The 22,626-nt window shown below is 66.5% G+C and carries 19 protein-coding genes; 8 read left to right on the top strand and 11 right to left on the bottom strand.

All coding sequences use genetic code 11. The features are described from left to right. Positions 1-108 precede the first annotated feature (108 nt). The gene (locus tag AC06DU_RS00660) at positions 109-741 is read right to left on the bottom strand and encodes a response regulator transcription factor (protein ID WP_024939865.1); all 633 of its coding nucleotides are present in this window, start codon (positions 739-741) and stop codon (positions 109-111) included. Next, positions 738-1,937 (bottom strand): sensor histidine kinase, encoded by a 1,200-nt coding sequence (locus tag AC06DU_RS00655; protein WP_167763563.1) that lies wholly within the window; start codon positions 1,935-1,937, stop codon positions 738-740. The genes AC06DU_RS00660 and AC06DU_RS00655 overlap by 4 nt, the downstream gene beginning before the upstream one ends. A gap of 59 nt (positions 1,938-1,996) precedes the next feature. On the opposite strand from AC06DU_RS00655, the gene AC06DU_RS00650 reads away from it, so the two are divergent. Together AC06DU_RS00650 and lldD are read left to right on the top strand one after the other, a co-directional pair. Beyond that, positions 1,997-2,563, top strand: coding sequence for a methyltransferase family protein (locus AC06DU_RS00650; protein ID WP_478203232.1), 567 nt, complete (start codon positions 1,997-1,999; stop codon positions 2,561-2,563). 136 nt (positions 2,564-2,699) lie between these two features. Then, positions 2,700-3,860, top strand: coding sequence for an FMN-dependent L-lactate dehydrogenase LldD (gene lldD, locus AC06DU_RS00645; RefSeq protein WP_478203231.1), 1,161 nt, complete (start codon positions 2,700-2,702; stop codon positions 3,858-3,860). A 364-nt stretch (positions 3,861-4,224) separates the two neighbouring features. On the opposite strand, the gene ligD is transcribed toward lldD, so the two are convergent. Further along, positions 4,225-6,969, bottom strand: coding sequence for a DNA ligase D (gene ligD, locus AC06DU_RS00640; protein WP_478203229.1), 2,745 nt, complete (start codon positions 6,967-6,969; stop codon positions 4,225-4,227). Positions 6,970-6,978: 9 nt separating this feature from the next. Beyond that, complete coding sequence (gene ku, locus AC06DU_RS00635) at positions 6,979-7,938, bottom strand: non-homologous end joining protein Ku (RefSeq protein WP_047129870.1); 960 nt, start codon at positions 7,936-7,938, stop codon at positions 6,979-6,981. Positions 7,939-8,092: 154 nt separating this feature from the next. Between ku and AC06DU_RS00630 the strand changes: the two genes are divergently transcribed. Further along, entirely contained in the window at positions 8,093-8,272 is a 180-nt protein-coding gene (locus tag AC06DU_RS00630; protein WP_024940466.1) for a hypothetical protein, read from the top strand. A 49-nt stretch (positions 8,273-8,321) separates the two neighbouring features. Here the strand turns inward: AC06DU_RS00630 and AC06DU_RS00625 are convergent, their stop codons facing one another. The 6 genes from AC06DU_RS00625 to AC06DU_RS00600 all read right to left on the bottom strand — a co-directional run bounded on the left by AC06DU_RS00625 (position 8,322) and on the right by AC06DU_RS00600 (position 14,768). Then, positions 8,322-8,717: a DUF779 domain-containing protein gene (locus tag AC06DU_RS00625; RefSeq protein ID WP_016902914.1), complete on the bottom strand. Its 396-nt coding sequence runs from the start codon at positions 8,715-8,717 to the stop codon at positions 8,322-8,324. 21 nt (positions 8,718-8,738) lie between these two features. Beyond that, complete coding sequence (gene adhP / locus AC06DU_RS00620; protein WP_478203227.1) at positions 8,739-9,767, bottom strand: alcohol dehydrogenase AdhP; 1,029 nt, start codon at positions 9,765-9,767, stop codon at positions 8,739-8,741. Positions 9,768-9,935: 168 nt separating this feature from the next. Next, positions 9,936-11,465 carry an aldehyde dehydrogenase gene (gene adh, locus AC06DU_RS00615; RefSeq protein WP_478203225.1) on the bottom strand — a complete coding sequence of 510 codons (1,530 nt, stop codon included), beginning with the start codon at positions 11,463-11,465 and terminating at the stop codon, positions 9,936-9,938. A 223-nt stretch (positions 11,466-11,688) separates the two neighbouring features. Further along, positions 11,689-12,069: a cupin domain-containing protein gene (locus AC06DU_RS00610; RefSeq protein WP_039517928.1), complete on the bottom strand. Its 381-nt coding sequence runs from the start codon at positions 12,067-12,069 to the stop codon at positions 11,689-11,691. Between the two features lie 125 nt (positions 12,070-12,194). Continuing rightward, entirely contained in the window at positions 12,195-12,494 is a 300-nt protein-coding gene (locus tag AC06DU_RS00605) for a hypothetical protein (protein ID WP_065033240.1), read from the bottom strand. Between the two features lie 135 nt (positions 12,495-12,629). Further along, a complete protein-coding gene (locus AC06DU_RS00600) occupies positions 12,630-14,768 on the bottom strand; it encodes a TonB-dependent receptor family protein (RefSeq protein WP_478203223.1) in 2,139 nt (712 codons plus the stop codon). Positions 14,769-14,925: 157 nt separating this feature from the next. Between AC06DU_RS00600 and AC06DU_RS00595 the strand changes: the two genes are divergently transcribed. Together AC06DU_RS00595 and AC06DU_RS00590 are read left to right on the top strand one after the other, a co-directional pair. Continuing rightward, on the top strand, positions 14,926-16,128 hold the full coding sequence (locus AC06DU_RS00595) for an amino acid aminotransferase (protein WP_102250676.1): 1,203 nt from the start codon (positions 14,926-14,928) through the stop codon (positions 16,126-16,128). 266 nt (positions 16,129-16,394) lie between these two features. Next, positions 16,395-17,411, top strand: a complete 1,017-nt coding sequence (locus tag AC06DU_RS00590) for a class 1 fructose-bisphosphatase (RefSeq protein ID WP_024940474.1) — start codon at positions 16,395-16,397, stop codon at positions 17,409-17,411. A 144-nt stretch (positions 17,412-17,555) separates the two neighbouring features. Here AC06DU_RS00590 and AC06DU_RS00585 read toward each other — a convergent pair whose 3' ends face one another. After that, the gene (locus tag AC06DU_RS00585) at positions 17,556-18,197 is read right to left on the bottom strand and encodes a TetR/AcrR family transcriptional regulator (RefSeq protein WP_104554711.1); all 642 of its coding nucleotides are present in this window, start codon (positions 18,195-18,197) and stop codon (positions 17,556-17,558) included. A 178-nt stretch (positions 18,198-18,375) separates the two neighbouring features. Between AC06DU_RS00585 and AC06DU_RS00580 the strand changes: the two genes are divergently transcribed. The 3 genes from AC06DU_RS00580 to AC06DU_RS00570 all read left to right on the top strand — a co-directional run bounded on the left by AC06DU_RS00580 (position 18,376) and on the right by AC06DU_RS00570 (position 22,264). Next, positions 18,376-19,284: an NmrA family NAD(P)-binding protein gene (locus AC06DU_RS00580; RefSeq protein WP_104591387.1), complete on the top strand. Its 909-nt coding sequence runs from the start codon at positions 18,376-18,378 to the stop codon at positions 19,282-19,284. 1 nt (position 19,285) lies between these two features. Then, positions 19,286-20,440, top strand: coding sequence for an epoxide hydrolase family protein (locus tag AC06DU_RS00575; protein WP_104591386.1), 1,155 nt, complete (start codon positions 19,286-19,288; stop codon positions 20,438-20,440). A 195-nt stretch (positions 20,441-20,635) separates the two neighbouring features. Beyond that, entirely contained in the window at positions 20,636-22,264 is a 1,629-nt protein-coding gene (locus tag AC06DU_RS00570; RefSeq protein ID WP_386137396.1) for a TldD/PmbA family protein, read from the top strand. Positions 22,265-22,626: the final 362 nt, after the last annotated feature.

Below are 22,626 nucleotides of genomic sequence, written 5' to 3'. Positions count from 1 at the left end.
GAAATCCCTTATGAAACAATGCCATGCAACCTGGCGAGATCGTGCCCGATTCCCAATTCCCGATTCCGCTCTGACCAATCCCCACTCCCGACTCCCCAATCCCCGCCCTCAAATCACCCGCAACGTGATCGCCTTCAACACCGCCCTTGTGCGGTCGCGGGTGCCGAGCTTTTCCAGAATGGTGGAGACGTAGTTCTTCACCGTGCCTTCGGCCAGGAACAGGGTGCGGGCGATCTCCTTGTTGGAATAGCCGCCGGCCAGCAGGCGCAGGATCGCCACCTCCCGCTCGCTGAAGGTCTCGCGCGGGGGCTGCTGGTCGCGGAACTGGTAGCGCGCCCGTACCGGGTCGGTGCTGACCGGCTGCAGCAGGGTCTCGCCGTGGGCAACCCGCTCGATCGCCTCGCGCAGGTCTTCCGGGGCGGCGTCCTTGAGCAGGAAGCCCTGCGCGCCGGCCTCGGTGGCGCGCAGCAGCAGGTCGCTGTCGTCGAAGGTGGTCAGCAGCAGCACCGGGGTGCGGTCGCCACGGGCGCGCAGTTGCTGCAGCGCCTGGATGCCGTCCACGCCGGGCATGCGGATGTCGCTGAGCACCACGTCCACGGTGGTGCTGACCAGCGCGTCCAGCAGGCCCTGGCCGTCGTCGGCCTCGCAGACCACCTCCACGCCCTGTTGCTGCAACAGCGCGCGCAGGCCGGCGCGGACCAGGATCTGGTCGTCGGCCAGCGCGATGCGATGGGCACTCATGCCGGTAGCCTCGCCATCAGGTGCATGCCGCCAGTGGGCGTGCGGCCAAGCTCAAGCTGCCCGTGCAGGGCGGCCAGGCGTTCGCGCATGCCGGTGATGCCGTTGCCTTCGCGGATGCGCTCGGCGCGGCGGCCATCGTCGCAGATGTCCACCTGCAGCTGCGCGCCCGCGCACTGCAGGTGCACCGCGACCTCGTTGGCGTCGGCATGCCGCACCGCGTTGGTCAGCGCCTCCTGCACCAGCCGCAACAGCAGCTCGGCCACACGGGCATCGGTGATGCGCACGGCCGGGTCGATCTGCAGGCGCAGCGCCGGGCGCGGGAACGGTGCGGCCAGCGCGCGCAAGGCGGTCTGCAGGTCCAGGCCCTGATCGTCGCGCAGCGACTGCACCACGTTGCGGATGTCCGACAGCAGCTCGGCCGACAGCTGCTCCACCACCGCGACCTCGTCGCGCCGCGCCAGCACCGGGTCGGCACCGAGCAGGCGCAGGTTGATGCGCATGGCGGTGAGCTTGTGCCCGGCCACGTCGTGCAGCTCGCGCGCCAGGCGCAGGCGCTCGGCATCGCGCGCGCTGTCGGCCAGCAGCGCGCGGGTGGCCAGCAGATCGGCGTTGACGTAGGCCAGCGCATCGCGCGCACGCTCGGCGCTGCGCGCGTAATGCGCGGTCAGCGCGGCGAAGGCCTGGAAACCGGCGTAGATGCCGACGATCAACCACGGGCGCTCGAACCCGGCCTGCACCAGCAGCGCATACATGCCCGCGTTCAATGCCAGCGCCAGCAACAGCACGCGCACCGGCGGCCAGGTCATGCCCGCCTGCGCCACCAGCATGACCAGCAGCACCGGGGCGGTGCCGGCACGCGGCTCCATCCACACCAGCAGCAAGGCCAGGACCGCCTGCAGCAGCGTGGCAGCAGTGCGCAATGCGTGCAGCGACGGCAACACGGTGTGCAGCAGGAACAAGGCGGTGAAGCCGGCCAGCACGCCCCAGCGCCAGGCGCCCTGCGGTGACGCATCGGGCATGAACGACAACGCCACCGCCGCAATGGTGAACGCGCCGGCCAGCCGCAGCGGATGCGAGAGATGACTCAGGGAAGAATGCATGCGGCGATGCTGACGGCCGCGCGGCCACTCGGCAATGGTGCGCGTGCAGAAAGTGACTTCCGGCAGGTGCGATCGATGACCTGCGGCCCCTGCGATCCATGCGGCGCGTGCGCACGCTGGCATCACCAGCCCACCCATCGCCACGGAGTCACGCCATGTCCGCTTCCAGTCTGTTTCTTGCGCTCAATCTGTTATGGGGCGGCTACGAGCTGCTGCTCAGTCGCCGCCGCCGTGCCGGCGACGGTGGCGCGCACGATCAAGGCACCCTGCAACACCTGTGGCGCGTGTTGTCTGCGGCGGTGGCCGTTGCGGTGGCACTGGCCTACAGCGGCCTGGCCCACTGGCCGCAGGGCTGGTACGCACCGCTGCAGTGGGCCGGCTGCGCCTTGATCGGCAGCGGGCTGGCGCTGCGCGTATGGGCCATCCAGGTACTGGCACGCTGGTTCACGGTGGATGTGACCATCCAGTCAGACCACCAACTGGTGCGCAGCGGCCCGTATCGCTGGCTGCGTCACCCGTCCTATACCGGTGCGCTGATGGCGTTCTACGGGCTGGCGCTGGGCATGGGCAATGGGTTGTCGGTGGCGGCGATCGTGGTGCCGGTGACCTGGGTCTTCCTGCACCGCATCCGTGTCGAAGAGGCCGCATTGCAGCGTGCCTTTCCGCTGGCTTACCCGGCTTATGCAGCGCAGAGCCGGCGCCTGCTGCCGCTAGTGTGGTGAGAGTTGATAAGGCTGCGGCGCAGCACCACTGCGCTGGGCCTCGCCGGGCTTGCGTCCTGCAGATCGCGCAGCGGTCCACCGGCCACACCGATGGTCTTACACTCAGTGGCTACCCCGCCGCTGCCGTTCGTCTTCGATGATCATTTCCGCCGCTTCCGACTACCGTGCCGCCGCGCAGGCGCGCCTGCCGCCGTTCCTGTTCCACTACATCGATGGCGGGGCGTACGCCGAGCACACCTTGCGGCGCAATGTCGCGGATCTGGCCGATATCGCGCTGCGCCAGCGGGTGCTGCGCAACATGTCGGACCTGAGCCTGGGCACCGAGCTGTTCGGCGAGACGCTGGCGATGCCGGTGGCATTGGCGCCGGTCGGGCTGACCGGCATGTACGCGCGCCGTGGCGAAGTGCAGGCCGCGCGCGCGGCGGCCGCACGCGGGATCCCGTTTACGTTGTCCACGGTGTCGGTGTGCCCGATCGAGGAAGTGGCGCCGGCGATCACGCGGCCAATGTGGTTCCAGCTTTACGTGCTCAAGGACCGCGGCTTCATGCGCAACGCACTGGAGCGCGCCAAGGCGGCCGGGGTGACCACCCTGGTGTTCACCGTGGACATGCCCACGCCGGGCGCGCGTTACCGCGATGCGCACTCGGGCATGAGCGGGCCCAACGCGTCGCTGCGGCGCATGCTGCAGGCGGTGACGCATCCGCGCTGGGCCTGGGACGTGGGCCTGCTGGGCCGCCCGCACGATCTGGGCAATATCTCGACCTACCGCGGCAGCCCGACCGGCCTGCAGGACTACATCGGCTGGCTGGGCGCCAACTTCGACCCGTCCATCGCCTGGAAAGACCTGGAATGGATCCGCGAATTCTGGACCGGGCCGATGGTGATCAAGGGCATCCTGGACCCGGACGATGCGCGCGATGCGGTGCGCTTCGGCGCCGACGGCATCGTGGTGTCCAACCATGGCGGCCGCCAGCTCGACGGCGTGCTGTCCAGCGCGCGCGCATTGCCGGCCATTGCCGATGCGGTGAAGGGGCAGCTGAAGATCCTGGCCGACTCGGGCATCCGCAGCGGCCTGGACGTGGTGCGCATGCTGGCGCTGGGCGCCGACGCGGTGCTGCTGGGCCGCGCGTTCGTCTATGCGCTGGCGGCCGGCGGCCAGGCCGGCGTGGAGAATCTGCTGACCCTGATCGAGCGCGAGATGCGCGTGGCGATGACCCTGACCGGCACCCATTCGATTGCCGAGATCAGCAGCGATGCGTTGAGCCGGGTGACGCAGGAGAACGCGGTCTCGCCTTGATGGGATTCGGGATTCGGGATTCGGGATTTGGGATGCGTTGGTAGCTGAGAGCGGGTGATCTGCGACTTGGCTGCAGGGCCCTTGCCCGCCCACCCTCGCAGGACACGCCGCAAGGACGTCCATGTAGGCGCTTACGCGGCATCCATGCCGCGTAAGGTCCCGCGACGGTGGGCGGGCAAGGACCTGTCGAGATGGTCGGTGTGCTTGGTCAGGCTGTGTGCGTGATGCGTATCTGATCGCATAAGCGAGCAGTCGTCGGGTCGGTGCGGGCTGCGCGCAGGACCCGCGATGTACGCGTTACATGCCGGCTCCGAGCATCGACCGCGCCCGCCTGGTGGCGGCGCAGTCGTCTTGTGGGCTGCTCTTAGTGGTTGTCGTCGCCGGTGGGCAAGTATTGCTGCAACGCCAGCACCGATTCCCAGGGATCTGCACGCTGACGCCTGGCCCGTTGCAGTGCCTTGTCCATCGGGAAGGCGTCCGGGCCGCTGATCTTGCCGAGTTCTTCCCAGCGTAGCGGCACGGCGACGGTGGCCTTTTCGCGCGCACGCAGCGACCACGAACACACGCTGGTATTGCCGCGCCCGTTGCGCAGCCAGTCGACGAAGATCACGCCGTGGCGCTTGGCCTTGCTCATGGTGGCCACGTAACGGTCCGGGGCGTGCGTGGCCAGTGCCTGGGCGAAGGCCTCGCAGAAATCACGCGCCTGTTCCCAGTCCGCTTCCGGCACGATCGGCACCACCACGTGCAGGCCCTTGCCGCCGGACAGGCGCACCGCGCTCTCCAGGCCGGCACTGCGCAGCTTGGCGCGGATGTCGCGCGCAGCCGCCACCACGTCGGCCCAGGACACCCCGTCGCCGGGGTCCAGGTCGAACACCAGCCGGTCCGGATGCTCCGCATCGTCGACCTGCGCGCCCCAGGGATGCAGTTCCAGCGTGTTCATCTGCACCAGCTCGAGCAGGCCGGCGGCATCCTCGACGTAGATGTAGTCCTCGGTGCCGCTCTTCTGCTGCAGCGGGATCGCCTTGATATGCGTGCCCAGGTGGCGGCCTTCGTGCTTCTGGAAGAAGCAGTCGCCGCCGGCACCATCGGGGCAGCGCAGCAGCGACAAGGGGCGGCGCGCGATCTCTGCCAGCACCAGCGGCGCCACTGCGCGGTAATAGTCGGCCACATCGCCTTTGCTGATGCCCGCTGCAGGAAACACTACCCGCTCGGGATGGGTGATGGTGATGCCGTCCGTCGACGTGGACGTGGATTTAGATGTTGTGGATTTGGAGACCGTGGACGTGGACGCTGCAGCCTTTTTGGATGTCGTCGCAGTCGTCTTCGATGCCGTCGACCGCACGCGCTTGCTGGCGGTGCTGGTGGAGGCGTCGACCGTCGTTTTGGAGGTTTTCTTCGTTGCCACCTTGCGCGCAGGCGCGGCGGTCGCTGTCGCAGCACTGCCTTTACCTGCAGCACGCGCCTTGCCCGGCGCGGCGCGGTCGCCGCCCAACTCGCTCATGGGTTTGTCCTCGCGCAGACGCTTGAATGCGGCCTGCCGCAGCAGGCCTTCCTTCGCCCAGCCGCGGAAGGCGACCTCGGCGATCAAGACCGGCCGTACCCAATGCACATCGCGTGGCCGCCCGGGAATGTGCGTCGGCAATTCCAGCGTGGCAGTGTCGCTGTGCAGCGCCTGCAACAGCGCGGTGATCTTGCCGAGCAAGGCATCGTCGAAGCCGGTGCCCACACGCCCGACATAACGCAGCGTCTTGCCCTCGCGTTGCGCCATCAGCAAGGCGCCGAAGCCGCTGCGCGCGCCCTTGGGGTCGGTGTAGCCCACCACCACGAACTCGTCGCTGTCTTCGTGCTTGGTCTTGACCCAATCGGCACTGCGCCCTTCGCGATACCGCGCATCGGCGAGCTTGCTGACGATGCCTTCCCAGCCGGTGCCGGCGCTGGCCGCAAAGACCTCCGGGCCGTGGCCGATCACATGGTCGCTAAACGCCAGCGTGCCCGGCACATCGCCCAGCACGTCGTGCAGCAACTGCTTGCGTTGCAGCAGCGGGGTGTCGCGCAGATCCACTCCGGCCACGCCGAGCAGGTCGAACACGATGTAGCGCAGCGGCTGCGTGACGCTGCCATCGAGCGCGCGTTGCAATGCCGAGAAATCGCTGCGCCCCTGCGCATCCAGCACCACCAGCTCGCCATCCAGGCGCGCATCGCGCACCGGCAGGGCCTGTACTGCGCGCACCACGTCCGGGAAGCGCTGTGTCCAGGCCTGGTCGTTGCGCGAGCGCAGCTGCACCTGGCCATCGACCATGTCGGCCAGCAGGCGGTAGCCGTCCCACTTGATCTCGTGCAACCAGCGCTCGCCATCCGGCGCCTGCTCGCGCAGCAAGGTCAGTTGCGCGCGCAGCTCGGTTGGGCATGGCGCATCGCGCGCGCCGTCCAGCGCCAGGGCGCGGGTACGCCATTGCCGGGCGTCCGCACGCGCCGGGCGCGCGCGTTTGCCGGCTGCAGTTGTCTCGGCGCTCGCCGTTGCTGCCGGCGCACGCCGCGCCCGGCTAGCCTTGGCACGGGTTGCCGGCGCCACTGCAGCCGATGCGCCAGCGGCCTGCTGCGCCACCAGCGCATCGGCATCCAGATCTGCGGCGTACGCATCGCTGCGCTTGAACAGCAGCCATTGCGGTTTGCCGCCGCGCATCTGCGTGCGCACCAATGCAAAACCGCCGCGCAGCAACTTGCCCTGTAGTTCGAACTCCAGCTTGCCGGCTTCCAGTGCCGCCAACGCATCGCCTTCGCACTGCCAATGCCCGTGGTCGAACACGTCCACATGCCCGGCGCCGTAATGGCCCTGCGGAATATCACCCTGGAAGCTGGCGTACGACAGCGGGTGGTCCTCCACCTGAACCGCCAGGCGCTTTTCGCCCACGCGCAACGATGGGCCCTTCGGCACGGCCCAACTCTTGAGCACGCCGTCGGCTTCCAGACGGAAGTCGTAATGGCGCGAGCTGGCGTGGTGCAACTGCACGACAAAGATCGGCTGCTTGCTGGCGCGCGCCGGCGTGTCGCCGGCCGGCTCCGGGGTCTGGTCGAAGCGGCGCTTGGCGTTGTAATCGTGCAATGACATGGGCGGGGCCTAGCCGGCCTTGCGGCGCGGCGCCGCCTTGCTGGCGGTGGTCTTGGTGGCCTTGGTGGCCTTCGCCGCGGTCTTCTTGGTGGCCTTCTTGGCCACTTTCTTGGTGGCGGTCTTTTTGGCCGACCCGGTTGCCGGCGCGCTGCTCTTCTTGGCCGGCGTGCGCGTATTGGCCTGCAGGCTCTTCTGCAGCAGCGACATGAAGTCGACCACGTTGGTGCTGGCGTCTTCGTGCTGCGGCGGCTCGACATCCACGGTGGTGGTGCCGCCCTTGGCCTGGATGCGCTTGCGCAGGATCTGCTCGAGCTTGCCGCGGAACTCGTCGTGGTAATCCTCCGGCTGCCAGGTGCCTGACATCGACTCGATCAGCTGCTTGGCCATCTCCTGTTCCTTGGGCGTGATGCGGTACTCGCCCACCGCGCCGGCCGGCAGCTTGAAGTCCTGCGGGTCCACCACTTCCTGCTGGTAGCGCAGCAGCAGCAGGATCAATGCATCGCCCTGCGGCATCACCGCGGCCAGGTATTCGCGCGTGCGGATGACCACCTTGGCAATGCCCACCTTGCCGGTGTCGCGCAGGGTCTCGCGCAGCAGCACATAGCCTTTTTCGGCCTTCTTGCCCGGCACCAGGATGTAAGGCTTTTCGAAATAGCGCGGGTCGATATCGGCGGCGTCGACAAAGGTTTCCACCTCCACGGTTTCGTGGCTTTCCGGCGAGGCCGAGCGGATGTCCTGCTCTTCGACGATGACATAGCTGCCCTTGTCGTACTCGAACGCCTTGACGATCTCCTTCCACGGCACCTCATCGCCGGTGTCGGCGTTGACGCGCTCGAAGCGGATCGGCTTCTTGTCGCGCGAATCGAGCATGCGGAAATGCAGATCCACCTTGCGCTCGCCCGACATCAACGACACCGGCACATTGAGCAAGCCGAACGAGAGCGTTCCGGTCCAGATCGGTCGTGCCATCGGCGTGTGACTCCGGGTGTTGTGTGAGTTGACCCATAGCTGTAGCGCGGCCACCGTGATCCATGCGTGAGCCGTGCGTCTGCAGCAGCCACTGCGTCCCCTTCACTAGGCGCGCGGTGAACTGCGCATCCATCCCCATGACCAGGAGCACCGCATGTCCCGCGACCCACTGCGCGACCAACCGACCCAGCCGGGCGAACAGCACGGCAAGCGCGATGCCGAACACTATGAAGACCGCGGTGCCGGCGATGCGCCCGACACGCTGGTTCCTGCCGATGGCGACACCCCGGCCAAGACGCCGGGCACCGCGCCGTCGACCGTGGCAGACCGCTGAAACCAGCCGGCTGATTCCCCGCCCGGCAGCACCGCCAGGCGGGCGAGGGTTACGCCCGGCCTGCCCGCTGCAGCTGGGCAAATTCCTCATCGGCAAACAGGCGCGAGCGCACCAGGAAGCGCACGCCCTCGCCGTTTTCCAGCGAGAACATGCCACCGCGCCCCGGCACCACATCGATGATCAGCTGGGTGTGCTTCCAGTATTCGAACTGCGAGGGGCTGATGTAGAACGGCGCGCCGCCGATCTCGCCCAGCAGCACGTCGCGGTCGCCGACGATGAAGTCGCCCACCGGGAAACACATCGGCGAGGAGCCATCGCAGCAGCCGCCGGATTGATGGAACAGCACATCGCCGTGGCGTGCGCGCAGCGTATCGATCAGCTGCAACGCCGCCAGCGTGGCCATCACCTGCAAGGGTGGGTCTGTCTGCGTAGTGGTGCCCTGCATCGTCTGCCTCCTGCGGCGCGGTCAGGCCGCCATGTCGAGCACGATACGCCCCTCGATCGTTCCGGCGTGCATGCGCGCGAACACCTCGTTGATGTTGTCCAGGGTGTCGGTGGCCACGGTCGCCGCGACCTTGCCCTGCTCGGCGAAGGCCAGCGACTCCTGCAGGTCCAGCCGGGTGCCGACGATCGAGCCGCGCACGGTCACGCCATTGAGCACCATGCCGAAGATGTCCAGCGGGAACTGGCCAGGTGGCAGGCCGTTGAGCGACACCGTGCCGCCACGCCGCACCATGCCGATCGCCTGCTCGAACGCCTTGGGCGATACCGCGGTGACCAACGCGCCGTGTGCGCCGCCGATTTCCTTCTTGAGGTAGGCCACCGGATCGGTGGTGCGCGCATTGACCGTCACCGTGGCGCCCAGGCGCCTGGCCAGTGCCAGCTTGGCGTCGTCCACATCCACGGCGGCCACGTTCAGTCCCATCGCCTTGGCATATTGCACTGCCATGTGGCCGAGCCCGCCGATGCCGGAAATCACCACCCACTGGCCCGGCTTGGTATCGGTGACCTTCAATCCCTTGTAGACGGTGACGCCTGCGCACAGGATCGGCGCGACCTCGACAAACCCCAGGGTGGCGGGCAGATGCCCGACGTAATCGGCATTGGCCAGCGCGTACTGCGCAAAGCCGCCGTTGACCGAGTAGCCGCTGTTCTGCTGCGCCTCGCACAGGGTTTCCCAGCCGCCCAGGCAGTGCTCGCAATGCCCGCAGGCCGAGTACAGCCAGGGAATACCCACCCGGTCGCCTTCCTTGATGTGACGCACGCCCGCACCCACCGCCACCACATAGCCCACGCCTTCATGGCCGGGGATGAACGGAGGGTTCGGCTTGACCGGCCAGTCCCCCTGCGCGGCGTGCAGATCGGTGTGGCAGACCCCGCAGGCCTGGATTTTGACCAGCAGATCGCCGGCCTGGGGCCGCGGCACCTGCACTTCCTCGATCACCAGTGGTGCGCCGAACTGGCGCACCACTGCGGCTTTCATTGTCGTGTCCATGCTGCACTCCGCACTGATAGTGCGGCCCACCCTAGGCGCCTTGAGGACGCCGTGCCTTGATCGAGGTCAATTCGCGCGTGCGCGGTTCATGAACAGCCGGTGCAGCGGCCCGGCGTTCCTGTGCCCGATCCATCACGCATTGCAGTCGAGCAGTAGCAGGCCTACGCATCAGAAAAACCCTAGCGCCTTCGGCGAATAGCTCACCAGCAGGTTCTTGGTCTGCTGGTAATGGTCGAGCATCATCTTGTGATTCTCGCGGCCGATGCCCGACTGCTTGTAGCCGCCGAACGCGGCATGCGCCGGGTAGGCGTGGTAGCAGTTGGTCCACACGCGCCCGGCCTGGATCGCGCGGCCCATCCGGTACAGGCGCGACGCATCGCGGCTCCACACACCGGCACCCAGGCCGTACAGCGTGTCGTTGGCGATCGCCAGCGCCTCGGCCTCGTCCTTGAAGGTGGTCACCGACACCACCGGCCCGAAGATTTCTTCCTGGAACACGCGCATCTTGTTGTGGCCCTTGAACACCGTCGGCTTGACGTAGAAGCCCTCGGCCAGCTCGCCATCGAGCGTATTGCGCTCGCCGCCGATCAACACCTGCGCGCCCTCCTGCTTGCCGATGTCGATATAGGACAGGATCTTTTCCAGCTGCTCGCTGGAGGCCTGCGCGCCGACCATGGTGTTGGGATCGAGCGGGTTGCCCTGCTTGATCGCGGCCACGCGTGCCAGCGCCTTTTCCATGAACCTGTCGTAGATCGATTCCTGGATCAGCGCGCGCGAGGGGCAGGTGCACACCTCGCCCTGGTTGAAGGCGAACAGCACGAAGCCTTCCACCGCCTTGTCGAGAAAATCGTCGTCTTCGGCCATGACATCGGCAAAGAAGATGTTCGGCGACTTGCCGCCCAGCTCCAGCGTCACCGGGATCAGGTTCTGGCTGGCGTATTGCATGATCAGCCGGCCGGTGGTGGTTTCGCCGGTGAAGGCGATCTTGGCGATACGCGGGTTGCTGGCCAGCGGCTTGCCGGCCTCAAGCCCGAAGCCGTTGACCACGTTGAGCACGCCCGGCGGCAACAGGTCGCCGATCACCTCCATCAACACCAGGATCGAGGCCGGGGTCTGCTCGGCCGGCTTCATCACCACGCAGTTGCCGGCGGCCAGCGCCGGTGCCAGCTTCCAGCACGCCATCAGCAGCGGGAAGTTCCACGGAATGATCTGCCCGACCACGCCGAGCGGTTCGTGGAAGTGATAGGCGATGGTGTCGCTGTCGATCTCGGAGATACCACCTTCCTGCGCGCGGATGGCGCCGGCGAAATAGCGGAAGTGATCCACGCACAGCGGCACATCGGCATTGAGCGTCTCGCGCACCGGCTTGCCGTTGTCCCAGGTCTCGGCATAGGCGAGCAGCTCCAGATTCTGTTCGATGCGGTCGGCGATCCTGAGCAGCACATTGGAGCGCTCGGTGGTGGAAGTCTTGCCCCAGGCGTCCTTGGCCGCATGCGCCGCATCCAGTGCGGCTTCGATGTCCTGTGCGTTGGAGCGCGCGATCGAGGTGAACACCTTGCCGTTGATCGGCGTGGTGTTGTCGAAGTACTGGCCGCTCTGTGGCGCCACCCACTTGCCGCCGATGAAGTTGTCATAGCGCGGTTTGAAGATGGACTGCGGGTCGGTGTTGAGCGGTTTTGCAGAGGCAAGCGCGTTCATCATGGTCTCCTGCGGAGGTGGTCCGATGCGCACGTGTATACCCGCGCGAGCGCTAGCGCAATGTCATGTCATGCGCTGTTGCGCTGCGTCATTGCAGCGCAGCCGTGTTTTCCCGCGCCGTGGTGGACGTTGCGCTGCAGCGCATCATCCGCGTGCACGCGGCAAGGGCTCCGCAACCAGGCGCCGGATCGGCCGCCGTGCACCAGCAGGCATTGCACAACCATCAAATCCAGACGTCGTTGTCTGCGGTGTATGCGCCGCCCGCATCGCCGGTATTGACCACACCGCGCGGCTCGACCAGCAGCACGCTGCATTCGTGCTCCGCCGCCGGACGGTGTTCGACCCCCTTGGGCACCACGTGCATCTGCCCGGCCGACAGCGCCACCACGCCGTCGCGAAACTCGATGGTCATGTTGCCGTCCAGCACGATGAACACCTCGTCCGTGTCCGCATGCTGATGCCACACGAACGCACCTTGCAGCTTGACCAGTTTGAACTGGTAGTCGTTCATTTCCGCGACGACACGCGGGGACCAGTGCTGCGACAGCAGGGCGAGCTTGTCGCTGAAATCGATCGGGGCGTAGCGCGTGTTCAACGGAAACATCCTTGTGCGGGGAGTGCGCTTGCAAGCTTAGTGCATCGCATCACCGGCAGTCACCGCTGCATCAATGCGGCGCATTGCAGCCGCGCGTGGCGAACAGCGCAAGCGGTTTGCCCGGCGCGATGGGTTCATGCGCGCGCGGTGCGGGCCTCTGCCGCGCGCCACGCCCGCACCGCTGCGATGACCTGCGCACCGTGACTGGCGCTGGCATCACGCGCGGCAAAATCGTGCGGCCGCCATTGCACCTGTGCGGCCAGCCGTGCGCAGGCGGCATGCCCGTCTGCCAGCACGTCGGCCTGCTCTTTTGCGTTCAACGCCAGCAGAAGCGAGAAGCCGGTGGCCGAAATCGTGCAGTTGATGTCCAGCCAGTAGCGATTGTCCGCACGCAGCAGAAACCAGTCTGCGGGGGCGTGATCGATGACGATCATGGTGGGGCCTGGTGTGGTGGTCATAGGTGTGGCGTGCGATGGCAGACCGTGCGTTGGCAAGACGGCTTTGTCGCGCCCGGGTGCGCTCCTACGGGCGGTGTGGGCGGTGGTGTGCACGCACCGCCCATTGACGGCTCAGCCGCCGAAATCCCACTGCAGGCCGACCGTGTAGGTGCGGTCCGGACCAGGTTCGTAATAGCGCCCGTTGCCGTCGTTGACGATCACCGAGCCGATGCAGTGCCGGTCCAGCGCATTGTCGATGCGGGCGAAGGTGCGCAGCCCACCCAGCGTGGTGGTCCAGCGCCGGGAGGCTTCCAGGTTGACCAGCGCGTAGCCGGGCGCACGCTCTGTGGCCAGGTCGTTGACCACGGTGGCGTCGGAGGCCACCGTTTCGGCGGCGAACTGCCATTGCAGCGGCTGCCACTGCCAGCGCGCGAACAGCTGCTGGCGCGGCACGCCCGGCAGGCGCGCGCCGCTGGCCACCGGTGCGGTGGGCGTGGCGCAGCCACTGCTGGCGCAGGTGAGGTAGCCATCGCGCACGGTGGCATCGACGAAGGTGTAGGCCAGCTGCAGCTGCTGGGTGGTGCCCACCGGTTGATTCCAGCTCAGCTCCGCGCCCTGGCGGCGGGTGGCACCGATGTTGCGATAGGTGCTGCGCCCGTTGGTGTTGCTGGCCACGGCCAGTTCGTCGTCGGTGTCGGCGCGGAACAGCGCCACTTCCACCGCTGCGCCGCTCTGCGCCCGCCACTTGCTGCCGATCTCATAATTGCGGCTGGTCGCCGCGCCCAGATCCAGCGCCAGGCCGGCGCCGCCATCGCTGCGATAACCCAGCTCGTTGAAGGTGGGCGTTTCGAAGCCGCGCCCGACCGAGGCGTAGAAACGCAGGTCTTCGGCGGCACGGAACACGATGCCGGCCACCGGCGTGGTTGCCGAATAATCGCGCTGGCCGCTGTCGTCGGGGTTGCGCCCGAGGATGTAGTGGTCGTCCGAGTCGAAGCGCACCTGGCTATGGCGCACGCCCAACAAGGCGGACCAGCGGTCGCTCCACTGCCACCACGCCTGCGCAAACTGGTCCACGTTCTCGACCTGGTCGCGCTGGTTGCGGCGCAGCGCGCCCTTGACGCCCAGCGTATCGCCAACAAAGTTTTCGTAACCGGTGCGGTGCTGACGCTGGCGATCGACGTTCGCGCCCACGGTCAGCTGCAACGGCCGGCCCAGCGCCTCGCCCTGCCAGGCCCAGCGCGCATCGGCGCCTTCGTAATTGCTGTCCAGATCGATCACCCCGCCCGAATGCAGCGGGTTGCGCTGCACTGCCACCGGGATCGCCAGGAATTGCTCCACGCTGCGCTGCCCGCCGTAGGCCATCAGCCGCAGCGTCTGGCTGTCGAACTGCTGGGTGAAGATGGCGCCGGCCTGCGACTGGCGCACCGATTTGCGGGTGTTGAACTGGGTGGCCACCGCCGTGGCCTGCGCCGGGTCGGCATTGAACTGCGCGCGGGTCAGGCCGAGCGGGTCCTGCGCGTCGGGTGCGTCCAGATAGTTGAGCACCAGGTCCAGCCGGCGCCCCTCGGCCAGATCGAAGCCGAGCTTGGCGTTGACCGAATCGCGCTTTGCGCGGCTATGGGCGCGGAAGCCGTCGGTTTCGAAATGATTGGCGGCCAGGTTGTAGTGCACCGCGCCCTGCTGGCCGAGCAATTGCGCACCCGTGTTGACGGTGGCATTGCTGCCGTAGGTGGCGCGCAGCCGCCACGGGTCGCCCGGCGCGCCGTCGGCACTCCACAGCTGCAGCACGCCGCCGGAGGAGTTGCCGTACAGCGCCGAAAACGGCCCGCGCAGCACTTCCACCCGCTCGGCGCCCAGCACGTTGAAGTGCGAGAGCTGGCCTTGGCCATCGGGCATGCTGGCCGGGATGCCGTCGACCAGCAGGCGCACGCCGCGCACGCCGAAGGTGGAACGCGCGCCGAAGCCGCGGATCGACAGCTGGGTGTCCTGCGCGTAGTTCTGGCGATCGCGCGCCACCAGGCCGGGGATGCCGTCCAGCAGTTCGGAGACCTGCGCGCCGCGGCGGTTGTCGGCATCGGCCGCCACCACGGTGAAGGAGGCCGGCAGGTCGAAGTCGTCCACCCCGCGCACGCGTGCGGCGTCCACCTGCACGGTGGGCAATCGCTGGATCGGCGTGGAGGCGGGCGGCGCCGGATCGGCGGCCAGGACGGGCGGCGCGGCGCTCGTGGCGAACAGGCCGCAGGCGGCGGCCAACAAGGTAAGTCTGGGCATGGGCGTAGTGTCCCTCATCCGTACTGTGGCCGCATCGTTGCGTACGGAACGAAGCATGCTACGCCGGCCATGGGCTGCTACGATGAAGTGGTTTGGCCCAGCCGCGGCCGAGCATCCCGGAAGTCCCTCACTCTTTCGTCCTTCAGCGAGTCATGCCGTGTCCTTCTTTGCAAACGTGGAACAGGTTCCAGGCGACCCCATCCTGGGCCTGACCGAGGCCTACAACGCCGACAGCCGCCCCAACAAGGTCAACCTGGGCGTGGGCATCTATTACGACGAAAACGGGCGCATCCCGCTGTTGCGCGCCGTGCACAAGATCGAGCAGCAGCTCGCGCTGGACGCCAAACCGCGCGGCTACCTGCCCATCGACGGCCTGGCCGCCTACGACAAGGCCACCCAGGAGCTGCTGTTCGGCGCCGAGTCGGCGCTGGTGGCCTCCGGCCGCGTGGCGACCTCGCAGACCGTCGGCGGCAGCGGCGCCCTGCGCGTGGGCGCGGACCTGCTCAAGAAACTGCTGCCCACCTCCACCATCGCCATCAGCAACCCGAGCTGGGAAAACCATCGCGCAGTGTTCGGCGCGGCCGGCTTCGAGGTCGTGGACTACACCTATTTCGACGCCGCCAGCCATGGGCTGAACTTCGACGGCATGCTCGCCGACCTGGCAAAGCTCGAACCGGGCACGGTGGTGCTGCTGCACGCCTGCTGCCACAACCCGACCGGCGCGGACCTGAGCAAGGAGCAGTGGAAGCAGGTTGCCGGGCTGTTGAAGGAACGCAACCTGTTCCCGTTCGTCGACATCGCCTACCAGGGCTTCGACAAGGGCATCGAGGCCGATGCCTACGCGGTGCGTCTGCTCGCCGCCGAAGGCATCGACAGCTACGTGGTCGCCAGCTCGTACTCCAAGTCGTTCTCGCTGTATGGCGAGCGCGTGGGCGCGCTGTCGGTGGTCTCGGCCACCGCGGCCGAAGCCAAGGCCGTGCAGTCGCAGGTCAAGCGCATCATCCGCACGATCTACTCCAGCCCGTCCACGCACGGCGCCGCCCTGGTGGCCGGCGTGCTGACCAGCCCGGAGCTGCGCGATCTGTGGGAGCAGGAGCTCACCGAGATGCGCGAGCGCATCCACGCCCTGCGCGCGGGCCTGGTGGCCAAGCTGGCCACGCTGGGCGCGCCGGAGTTCGACTTCATCCAGCGCCAGGCCGGCATGTTCTCGTACTCGGGCCTGACCAGGACCCAGGTGGACCGCCTGCGCGAGGAATTCGCGATCTACGCCGTCGGCACCGGCCGTATCTGCGTGGCCGCGTTGAGCCAGCGCAACCTGGACTACGTGGCACAGGCCGTGGCGACCGTCAGCCGGATGTAAGCGAGCGCATCGCGATCGGCCACCGCGGCCGACGCCTGCAAACCGGGAGCGCGCCAGCCTCCCGGTTTTTTTATGCGTGTTCGCAGCTCCTGCGCGTGTGCAGAGCTGCGCCAAGACCGCGTGGTACATGTCGGCAACCCCAGTCTTGGGCACCACATTCGCGCATGTTCGATCAGGTTTGCTGCAAAACGCGCATCCAGTGATCGAAATCTAACGGCGCAATGGCGACAATGGCGGACCACTTCCTACACAGGCTGCCCGCTCCCATGTCGCGTCCCTCGCTGACCCGCTTCCTGATCGAAGAGCAACACGCCGGCCGTATCGACCCGGAATTGCGCCAGCTGATCACCATCGTCTCGCGCGCCTGCAAGCGCATTTCCATCGCCGTGAGCAAGGGCGCCCTGGGTGGCGTGCTTGGCGATGCCGGCACCGGCAACGTGCAGGGCGAGGCGCAGAAGAAGCTCGACGTGCTCAGCAACGACATCCTGCTCGAAGCCAATGCCTGGGGCGGCCACCTGGCCGCGTGCGCGTCGGAAGAAATGGATCACAGCCAGCCGGTGCCCGACCAATACCCCAGCGGCGATTTCCTGCTGCTGTTCGATCCGCTGGACGGCAGCTCCAACATCGACGTCAACGTCTCGGTGGGCACCATCTTCTCGGTGCTGCGCGCGCCCAAGGGCACCGAAAAGCCCGGCGACGAGCACTTCCTGCAGCCGGGCACCCAGCAGGTTGCCGCCGGCTACTGCATCTACGGCCCCAGCACGATGCTGGTGCTCACGCTCGGCCACGGGACCCACGCCTTCACCCTGGAGCGCGAGGAAGGCAGCTTCCTGCTGACCCAGGCCAACATGCGCGTGCCCGAAGACACCGCCGAATACGCCATCAACATGTCCAACCAGCGCCACTGGGAGCCGGCCATGCAGTCCTATGTCAGCGACCTGCTGGCCGGCAAGGACGGCACCCGCGGCAAGGACTTCAACATGCGCTGGATCGCCAGCATGGTCGCCGACGTGCACCGCATCCTCACCCGCGGCGGCATCTTCATCTACCCCTGGGACAAGAAGGACGCGTCCAAGCCGGGCAAGCTGCGCCTGATGTACGAAGCCAACCCGATGAGCATGCTGGTGGAACAGGCCGGCGGCGCAGCCACCACCGGGCGCGAGCGCATCCTTGACCTCCAGCCGACGCAGCTTCATCAGCGCGTGCCGGTGTTCTTGGGGTCGAAGAACGAAGTGAACGAGGCCACGCGCTATCACCTTGAGTTTGATAACGCACAAGGCTGAGATTTCAGGTCTTTTTAGCGGCCCTACGGGCGCGGCATCCGAGACCTGATTCCGGATGCCGGTTCCATGGAGCCCCATCGCCGTGCGTGGGGACTGTCGCGGCGTTTCGCTGCGTTGTTCAAGGATTCCTGCAATTCCAGGGTGTTACTGAGGACTTCCGGTCTCCAGCTGGCCAGCATCCTTGAGAAGTGCAAGCGCCCACTCCACACGCGCCGATGCAGTGGCGATCAGGTCGTCCGGGTGCTCGCCCAGCAGCGCGCGCAGTTGGTGCGGGGCAAAGACGAGGTCGACGAAGTGGCTTGCCAACGCAGACGGATTGGCCGGTTGATCCGGGCCGTCCAGGATCGTCATCTGCACCCGCCGCAGCCCGCCCTCCCAACCAATGCGGTTGACTTCAGCGGCAAGCGCTGGCGCGCGAATGGAGGTGCCGACGACCAGGCGCATCATGGCCACCGTCTGGGGCTGTAATGCATGCGCAAGTATCCCTTGTCCTGCCTGTCTCAGGCGCCCCTCCAGATCCATGGGGACGCTGGCTGCGGCAGGCAGCGGCTGGGTGTCGACATCGCGACGGACCACCGCCTCGAAGATGGCGTCTTTGTTGGCATAGCGCGCGTAAAGGCTTGCCTTGCCCGCGCCTGCCAGCCGCGCGATGTCCTCGCACGAGGTGTGCTCGAACCCGCGTTCCAGGAAGAGTTGCAGTGCCGCATCGAGTAAGCGCCGTTCGACATCGCCCGCCTTATCGAGTGGCGGCCGTCCGCCTTTTGATTTTTGCTTGACCGCTTTCATGCACGAAAACTTACACGCCGCTTGCATTGCCATCAACTGAACGTTATCGTTCAGTTATTCGCTACGTGGTCTGCCAAGCCAGCGAATGGCCTGGGTGCCGCGTGACAGACAGCCTGCATCTTCTGTTGCAGTTCCCGTTGCCGTCGTTGGCGCAAAAGACCCAAGCGAGAGGTAAGTCGTGACGCCGAGATCCCCAATCGTTGTTGCAGGCGCCACCGGCGACCTGGGTTGCCGCATCGCCTTTGCCCTGCAGGACCAGGGCGCCGCGGTGGTTGCGCTTGTTCGGCAAGGCGCAGGCAAGGAGCGTATTGCGGCCTTGCAACGCAGGAACATCACGATCCGCTACGTCGAGATGGAAGACACCAACTCGTTGCGTGAAGCGGTCGGGAATGCGGCATGCGTCGTTTCCGCGCTCAACGGCCTGGAAGACGTCATGCTGGGTCAACAGGGAAAACTGCTGCATGCAGCGGTCAGCGCTGGCGTGCATCGCTTCATCCCGTCTGATTTCTCGCTGGACTATACGAAGACACGGCCGGGCGACAATCGAAACCTGGATTTGCGGCGCCGGTTCAGAGACCAACTCGATGCCGCGCCGATCGCGGCCACCTCGGTTCTGTGCGGCGGTTTTCTGGAGCTTCTTGAGGGCAGTGCGCGCCTCGTGGTCCCAGGCCGTCGTGTGATGCATTTTGGCGACGCCAACCAGCAGCTCGATTTCACCGCCAAAGACGACGTTGCCAGCTACACGGCGGCGGCCGCACTGGATTCCACGGCCCCACGGGACCTGCGCATTGCCGGCAACAGCATTTCGCCCAACGACATCGCGCAACTGCTCACCCAACTCACCGGGCAGCGCTATCGCACGCTCAGGCCAGGTGGGCTCGGGACGATGTCGGCAATCATCAGTGCGGTGCGTGCACTCACGCCCGCAAGCGATGACCCCTTCCCTCCCTGGCAGGGCATGCAATATCTGCGCGACATGATGAGCGGGCGCGGCAAACTGGTCCCACTGGATAACGATCGCTACGGTGCGCGCGCCTGGCAAACAGCCCGCCAGACACTGGCCAATACGTACGTACGGGAGTCTTGAGATGCGCGATGGCATTGCAGCGTTCCACATCCAGGTTGCACAGGCGGAGCTGGATGACCTCGCACACCGGCTTAGGCAAACGCGGTGGCCGAGCAAGGAAACCGTGGAGGACCACAGCCAGGGCCCGCAGAGCGAGCGCATCCGGCGCCTGGTGGACCGCTGGCAGTCTGGCTACGACTGGCGTGCGACCGAGCGGTTATTGAACGGCTGGAACAGCAGTCGCACCACGATCGATGGACTGGAGATCCAGTTCCTGCATGTCCGCTCGCCGGAGCCAGACGCGCTTCCGTTGCTGCTGACGCACGGGTGGCCGGGATCGGTGCTCGAATTCCGCGAGGTGATCGGCCCCTTGAGCGACCCGGTGGCCCATGGCGGGCAGGCGTCGGACGCGTTTCATCTCATCATCCCATCCCTGCCTGGCTTTGGTTTCTCTGCAAAGCCCACCGCCCGTGGCTGGGGCGTCGGGCGCACGGCTGCCGCATGGGTCGAACTGATGCGCCGTCTGGGTTATGGCGAGCGTTGGGCCGCGCAGGGCGGCGATTGGGGCAGTGCGATCAGCACCGCGCTTGGATTCATGCAGCCACCCGGCTTGCGGGGTCTCCATCTGAACATGGTGATGTTCGAACCCAGCACGCAGGACATCGCCGAAGCCACACCGGCCGAGCAGAAGATGCTGGAAGACGCCCAGCGCTACTACACGGAATTTTCCGGCTACATGAAGCTGCAAAGCACACGGCCGCAGTCGGTGGGCTTCAGTTTGGCTGACTCCCCGGTGGGCCTGGCTGCATGGATCTATGCACTCTTTCAGGACGTCTCACAAAGCAATGGCGAGCCGGAGAACGTGTTCGCCCTGGACCACCTCATCGATGACATCATGCTGTACTGGCTCCCGAACGCAGGGCCCAGCTCTGCACGCCTGTATTGGGAAGCCGCGCATGAGGCGATGGCGGAGATGCCTTCGCATCCAATGCCCACACCCACCGGCATCAGCATGTTTCCCGGCGAGCAGGTGCGCATTTCCCGGCGCTGGGCAGAGCGACGCTTTGCCGACCTCCGCTTTTTCGGCGAAGCGGAGCGGGGCGGACATTTTGCGGCAATGGAGAATCCGCCGGTGTTTGTCGATCATCTGCGAACGACCTTTCGGTCTCTGCGGTGACGGCGGCCGAGCCTGGCATGCCCGCATTGCCTTCGCGCCACGGCCCTGCCGACGCTGCCGATGTCTCCGCTTTGCAGTTGGAGCTGCCTGACGCCACGCCGGCACTGCCCCCTTGACCGCCGTCGCCTGCACGGGCCAGTCTCGGGGGCTGGCGCGGCGGGGAGTCGTGCCGCTGGCCTTCAACGGAGAACCGCCGTGGACCGTCGTACCTTCCTCACCCTGTCAGGCATCGGTGCTGCCGGACTGCTGCTGCCGAACACGCGCCTGATCGCGGCCGAGCAGTTGCTCACACCCAACGATGCCGCGCGCAGCCGTCGCTTGTCCGATACCGCGCTCAGCACCGCCAAGGCGGCTGGTGCCAGTTATTGCGATGTGCGCGTGGGCCGTTATCTGCGCCAGTTCGTGATCACCCGCGAGGCGCAGGTGGAGAACGTGGTCAACGCCGAATCCAGCGGCGTGGGTGTGCGCGTGCTGGCCGATGGCGCGTGGGGGTTTGCGGCCACCAACACGCTCACCAGCGATGGCGTCGCCACTGCCACGCGCCAGGCGGTGGCGATCGCCAAGGCCAACGCGCGGCTGGGCGGCTCGCCGGTGCAGCTGGCGCCAGTGACGCCGGCCGGACAGGTCAGCTGGAAGACGCCGATCAGGAAGAACGCAATGGAAGTGCCGCTGCAGGACAAGGTGGCGCTGCTGATGGACGTCAACGCGGCTGCGCTCAATGCCGGCGCCACGTTCGTGGCTTCGCGCCTGTTTGCGATCAACGAGCAGAAGTACTTCGCCAGCAGCGACGGCTCCTATATCGATCAGGATGTGCACCGGTTGTGGTTGCCGTTCACCGTCACCGCGGTAGACAAGGCCAGCGGCAAGTTCCGCACCCGCGACGGGCTGTCCTCGCCGATGGGCATGGGCTACGAATACCTGGATGGCGATGCCAGCCAGAAGCACCGGTTGCCTGGCGGACTCATCGGCTACGGCCACAGTTACGACGCGCGCGAAGATGCGATTGCCGCCGCCAAACAGGCACGCGCCAAACTCACCGCACCGTCGGTGAAGGCGGGCAAATACGATCTGGTGATCGACCCGAGCAACCTGTTCCTCACCATCCACGAGTCGGTGGGCCACCCGCTCGAGCTCGATCGCGTGCTCGGTTACGAGGCCAATTACGCCGGCACCAGTTTTGCCACGCTGGACAAGCGCGATGCCGGTTTCCGCTGGGGCAGCGATGCGGTGACCTTCGTCGCCGACCGCACCCAGCCCGGCAGCCTGGGCGCAGTGGGTTACGACGATGAGGGCGTCAAGAGCAAGCAATGGGAGCTGGTGAAGGACGGCATCCTGGTCGATTACCAATGCACGCGCGATCAGGCGCATCTGCTCGGCAAGACCGCGTCCGATGGCTGCAGCTATGCCGACTCGTGGTCCAGCGTGCAGTTCCAGCGCATGCCCAATGTCTCGCTGGCGGCAGGCAAGGCGCCGCTGGCTGTTGCCGACATGATCAAGAACGTCGAGCGCGGCTTGTACATCCACGGGCGCGGCTCGTATTCGATCGATCAGCAGCGCTACAACGCGCAGTTCGGCGGGCAGTTGTTCTACGAAATCGAGAACGGCCAGGTCACGCGTCTGGTGGAAGACGGCGCCTACCAGATCCGCACGCCGGAATTCTGGAATGCCTGCAGCGCGGTCTGCGATCAACGCGATTTCCGCCTGGGCGGCTCGTTCTTCGATGGCAAGGGCCAACCCAGCCAGGTATCAGCGGTCTCGCACGGGTCGTCCACGGCGCGCTTCGATGGCATCAACGTGATCAACACCGCGCGCGCCTTGGGTTGAGAGAAACTGGTCGGTCGCGGGCGCGATGCCCTCACCAAACAGTTGATTGGTTGTCTTGTTTAAAACCACGCACACCGACCATCTCGACAGGTCCTTGCCCGCCCACCGTCGCGGGACCTTACGCGGCATGGATGCCGCGTAAGAGCCTACAAGGACGTACTTGCGGCGTGTCCTGCGATGGTGGGCGGGCAAGGGCCATGCAACAAACCCACAGCGTCAAGAACGCGGCGAGGACACCGCACCAGAAAGTCCGTCGGTTGCCTTATCGAAAACCATGCGCGCCGACCATCTCGACAGGTCCTTGCCCGCTCACCGTCGCGGGACCTTACGCGGCATGGATGCCGCGTAAGCGCCTACAAGGA

Source organism: Xanthomonas sp. NCPPB 3200, assembly GCF_056393585.1.
This window is presented reverse-complemented; position numbering and strand designations above follow the sequence as displayed.

Bases quoted from the DNA above. Each gene is read 5' to 3' on its own strand.
- AC06DU_RS00660 (WP_024939865.1), bottom strand. From the start codon at position 741: ATGAGTGCCCATCGCATCGCGCTGGCCGACGACCAGATCCTGGTCCGC.
- AC06DU_RS00650 (WP_478203232.1), top strand. From the start codon at position 1,997: ATGTCCGCTTCCAGTCTGTTTCTTGCGCTCAATCTGTTATGGGGCGGC.
- lldD (WP_478203231.1), top strand. From the start codon at position 2,700: ATGATCATTTCCGCCGCTTCCGACTACCGTGCCGCCGCGCAGGCGCGC.
- ligD (WP_478203229.1), bottom strand. From the start codon at position 6,969: ATGTCATTGCACGATTACAACGCCAAGCGCCGCTTCGACCAGACCCCG.
- ku (WP_047129870.1), bottom strand. From the start codon at position 7,938: ATGGCACGACCGATCTGGACCGGAACGCTCTCGTTCGGCTTGCTCAAT.
- AC06DU_RS00630 (WP_024940466.1), top strand. From the start codon at position 8,093: ATGTCCCGCGACCCACTGCGCGACCAACCGACCCAGCCGGGCGAACAG.
- AC06DU_RS00625 (WP_016902914.1), bottom strand. From the start codon at position 8,717: ATGCAGGGCACCACTACGCAGACAGACCCACCCTTGCAGGTGATGGCC.
- adhP (WP_478203227.1), bottom strand. From the start codon at position 9,767: ATGGACACGACAATGAAAGCCGCAGTGGTGCGCCAGTTCGGCGCACCA.
- adh (WP_478203225.1), bottom strand. From the start codon at position 11,465: ATGAACGCGCTTGCCTCTGCAAAACCGCTCAACACCGACCCGCAGTCC.
- AC06DU_RS00610 (WP_039517928.1), bottom strand. From the start codon at position 12,069: ATGTTTCCGTTGAACACGCGCTACGCCCCGATCGATTTCAGCGACAAG.
- AC06DU_RS00605 (WP_065033240.1), bottom strand. From the start codon at position 12,494: ATGATCGTCATCGATCACGCCCCCGCAGACTGGTTTCTGCTGCGTGCG.
- AC06DU_RS00600 (WP_478203223.1), bottom strand. From the start codon at position 14,768: ATGCCCAGACTTACCTTGTTGGCCGCCGCCTGCGGCCTGTTCGCCACG.
- AC06DU_RS00590 (WP_024940474.1), top strand. From the start codon at position 16,395: ATGTCGCGTCCCTCGCTGACCCGCTTCCTGATCGAAGAGCAACACGCC.
- AC06DU_RS00585 (WP_104554711.1), bottom strand. From the start codon at position 18,197: ATGAAAGCGGTCAAGCAAAAATCAAAAGGCGGACGGCCGCCACTCGAT.
- AC06DU_RS00575 (WP_104591386.1), top strand. From the start codon at position 19,286: ATGCGCGATGGCATTGCAGCGTTCCACATCCAGGTTGCACAGGCGGAG.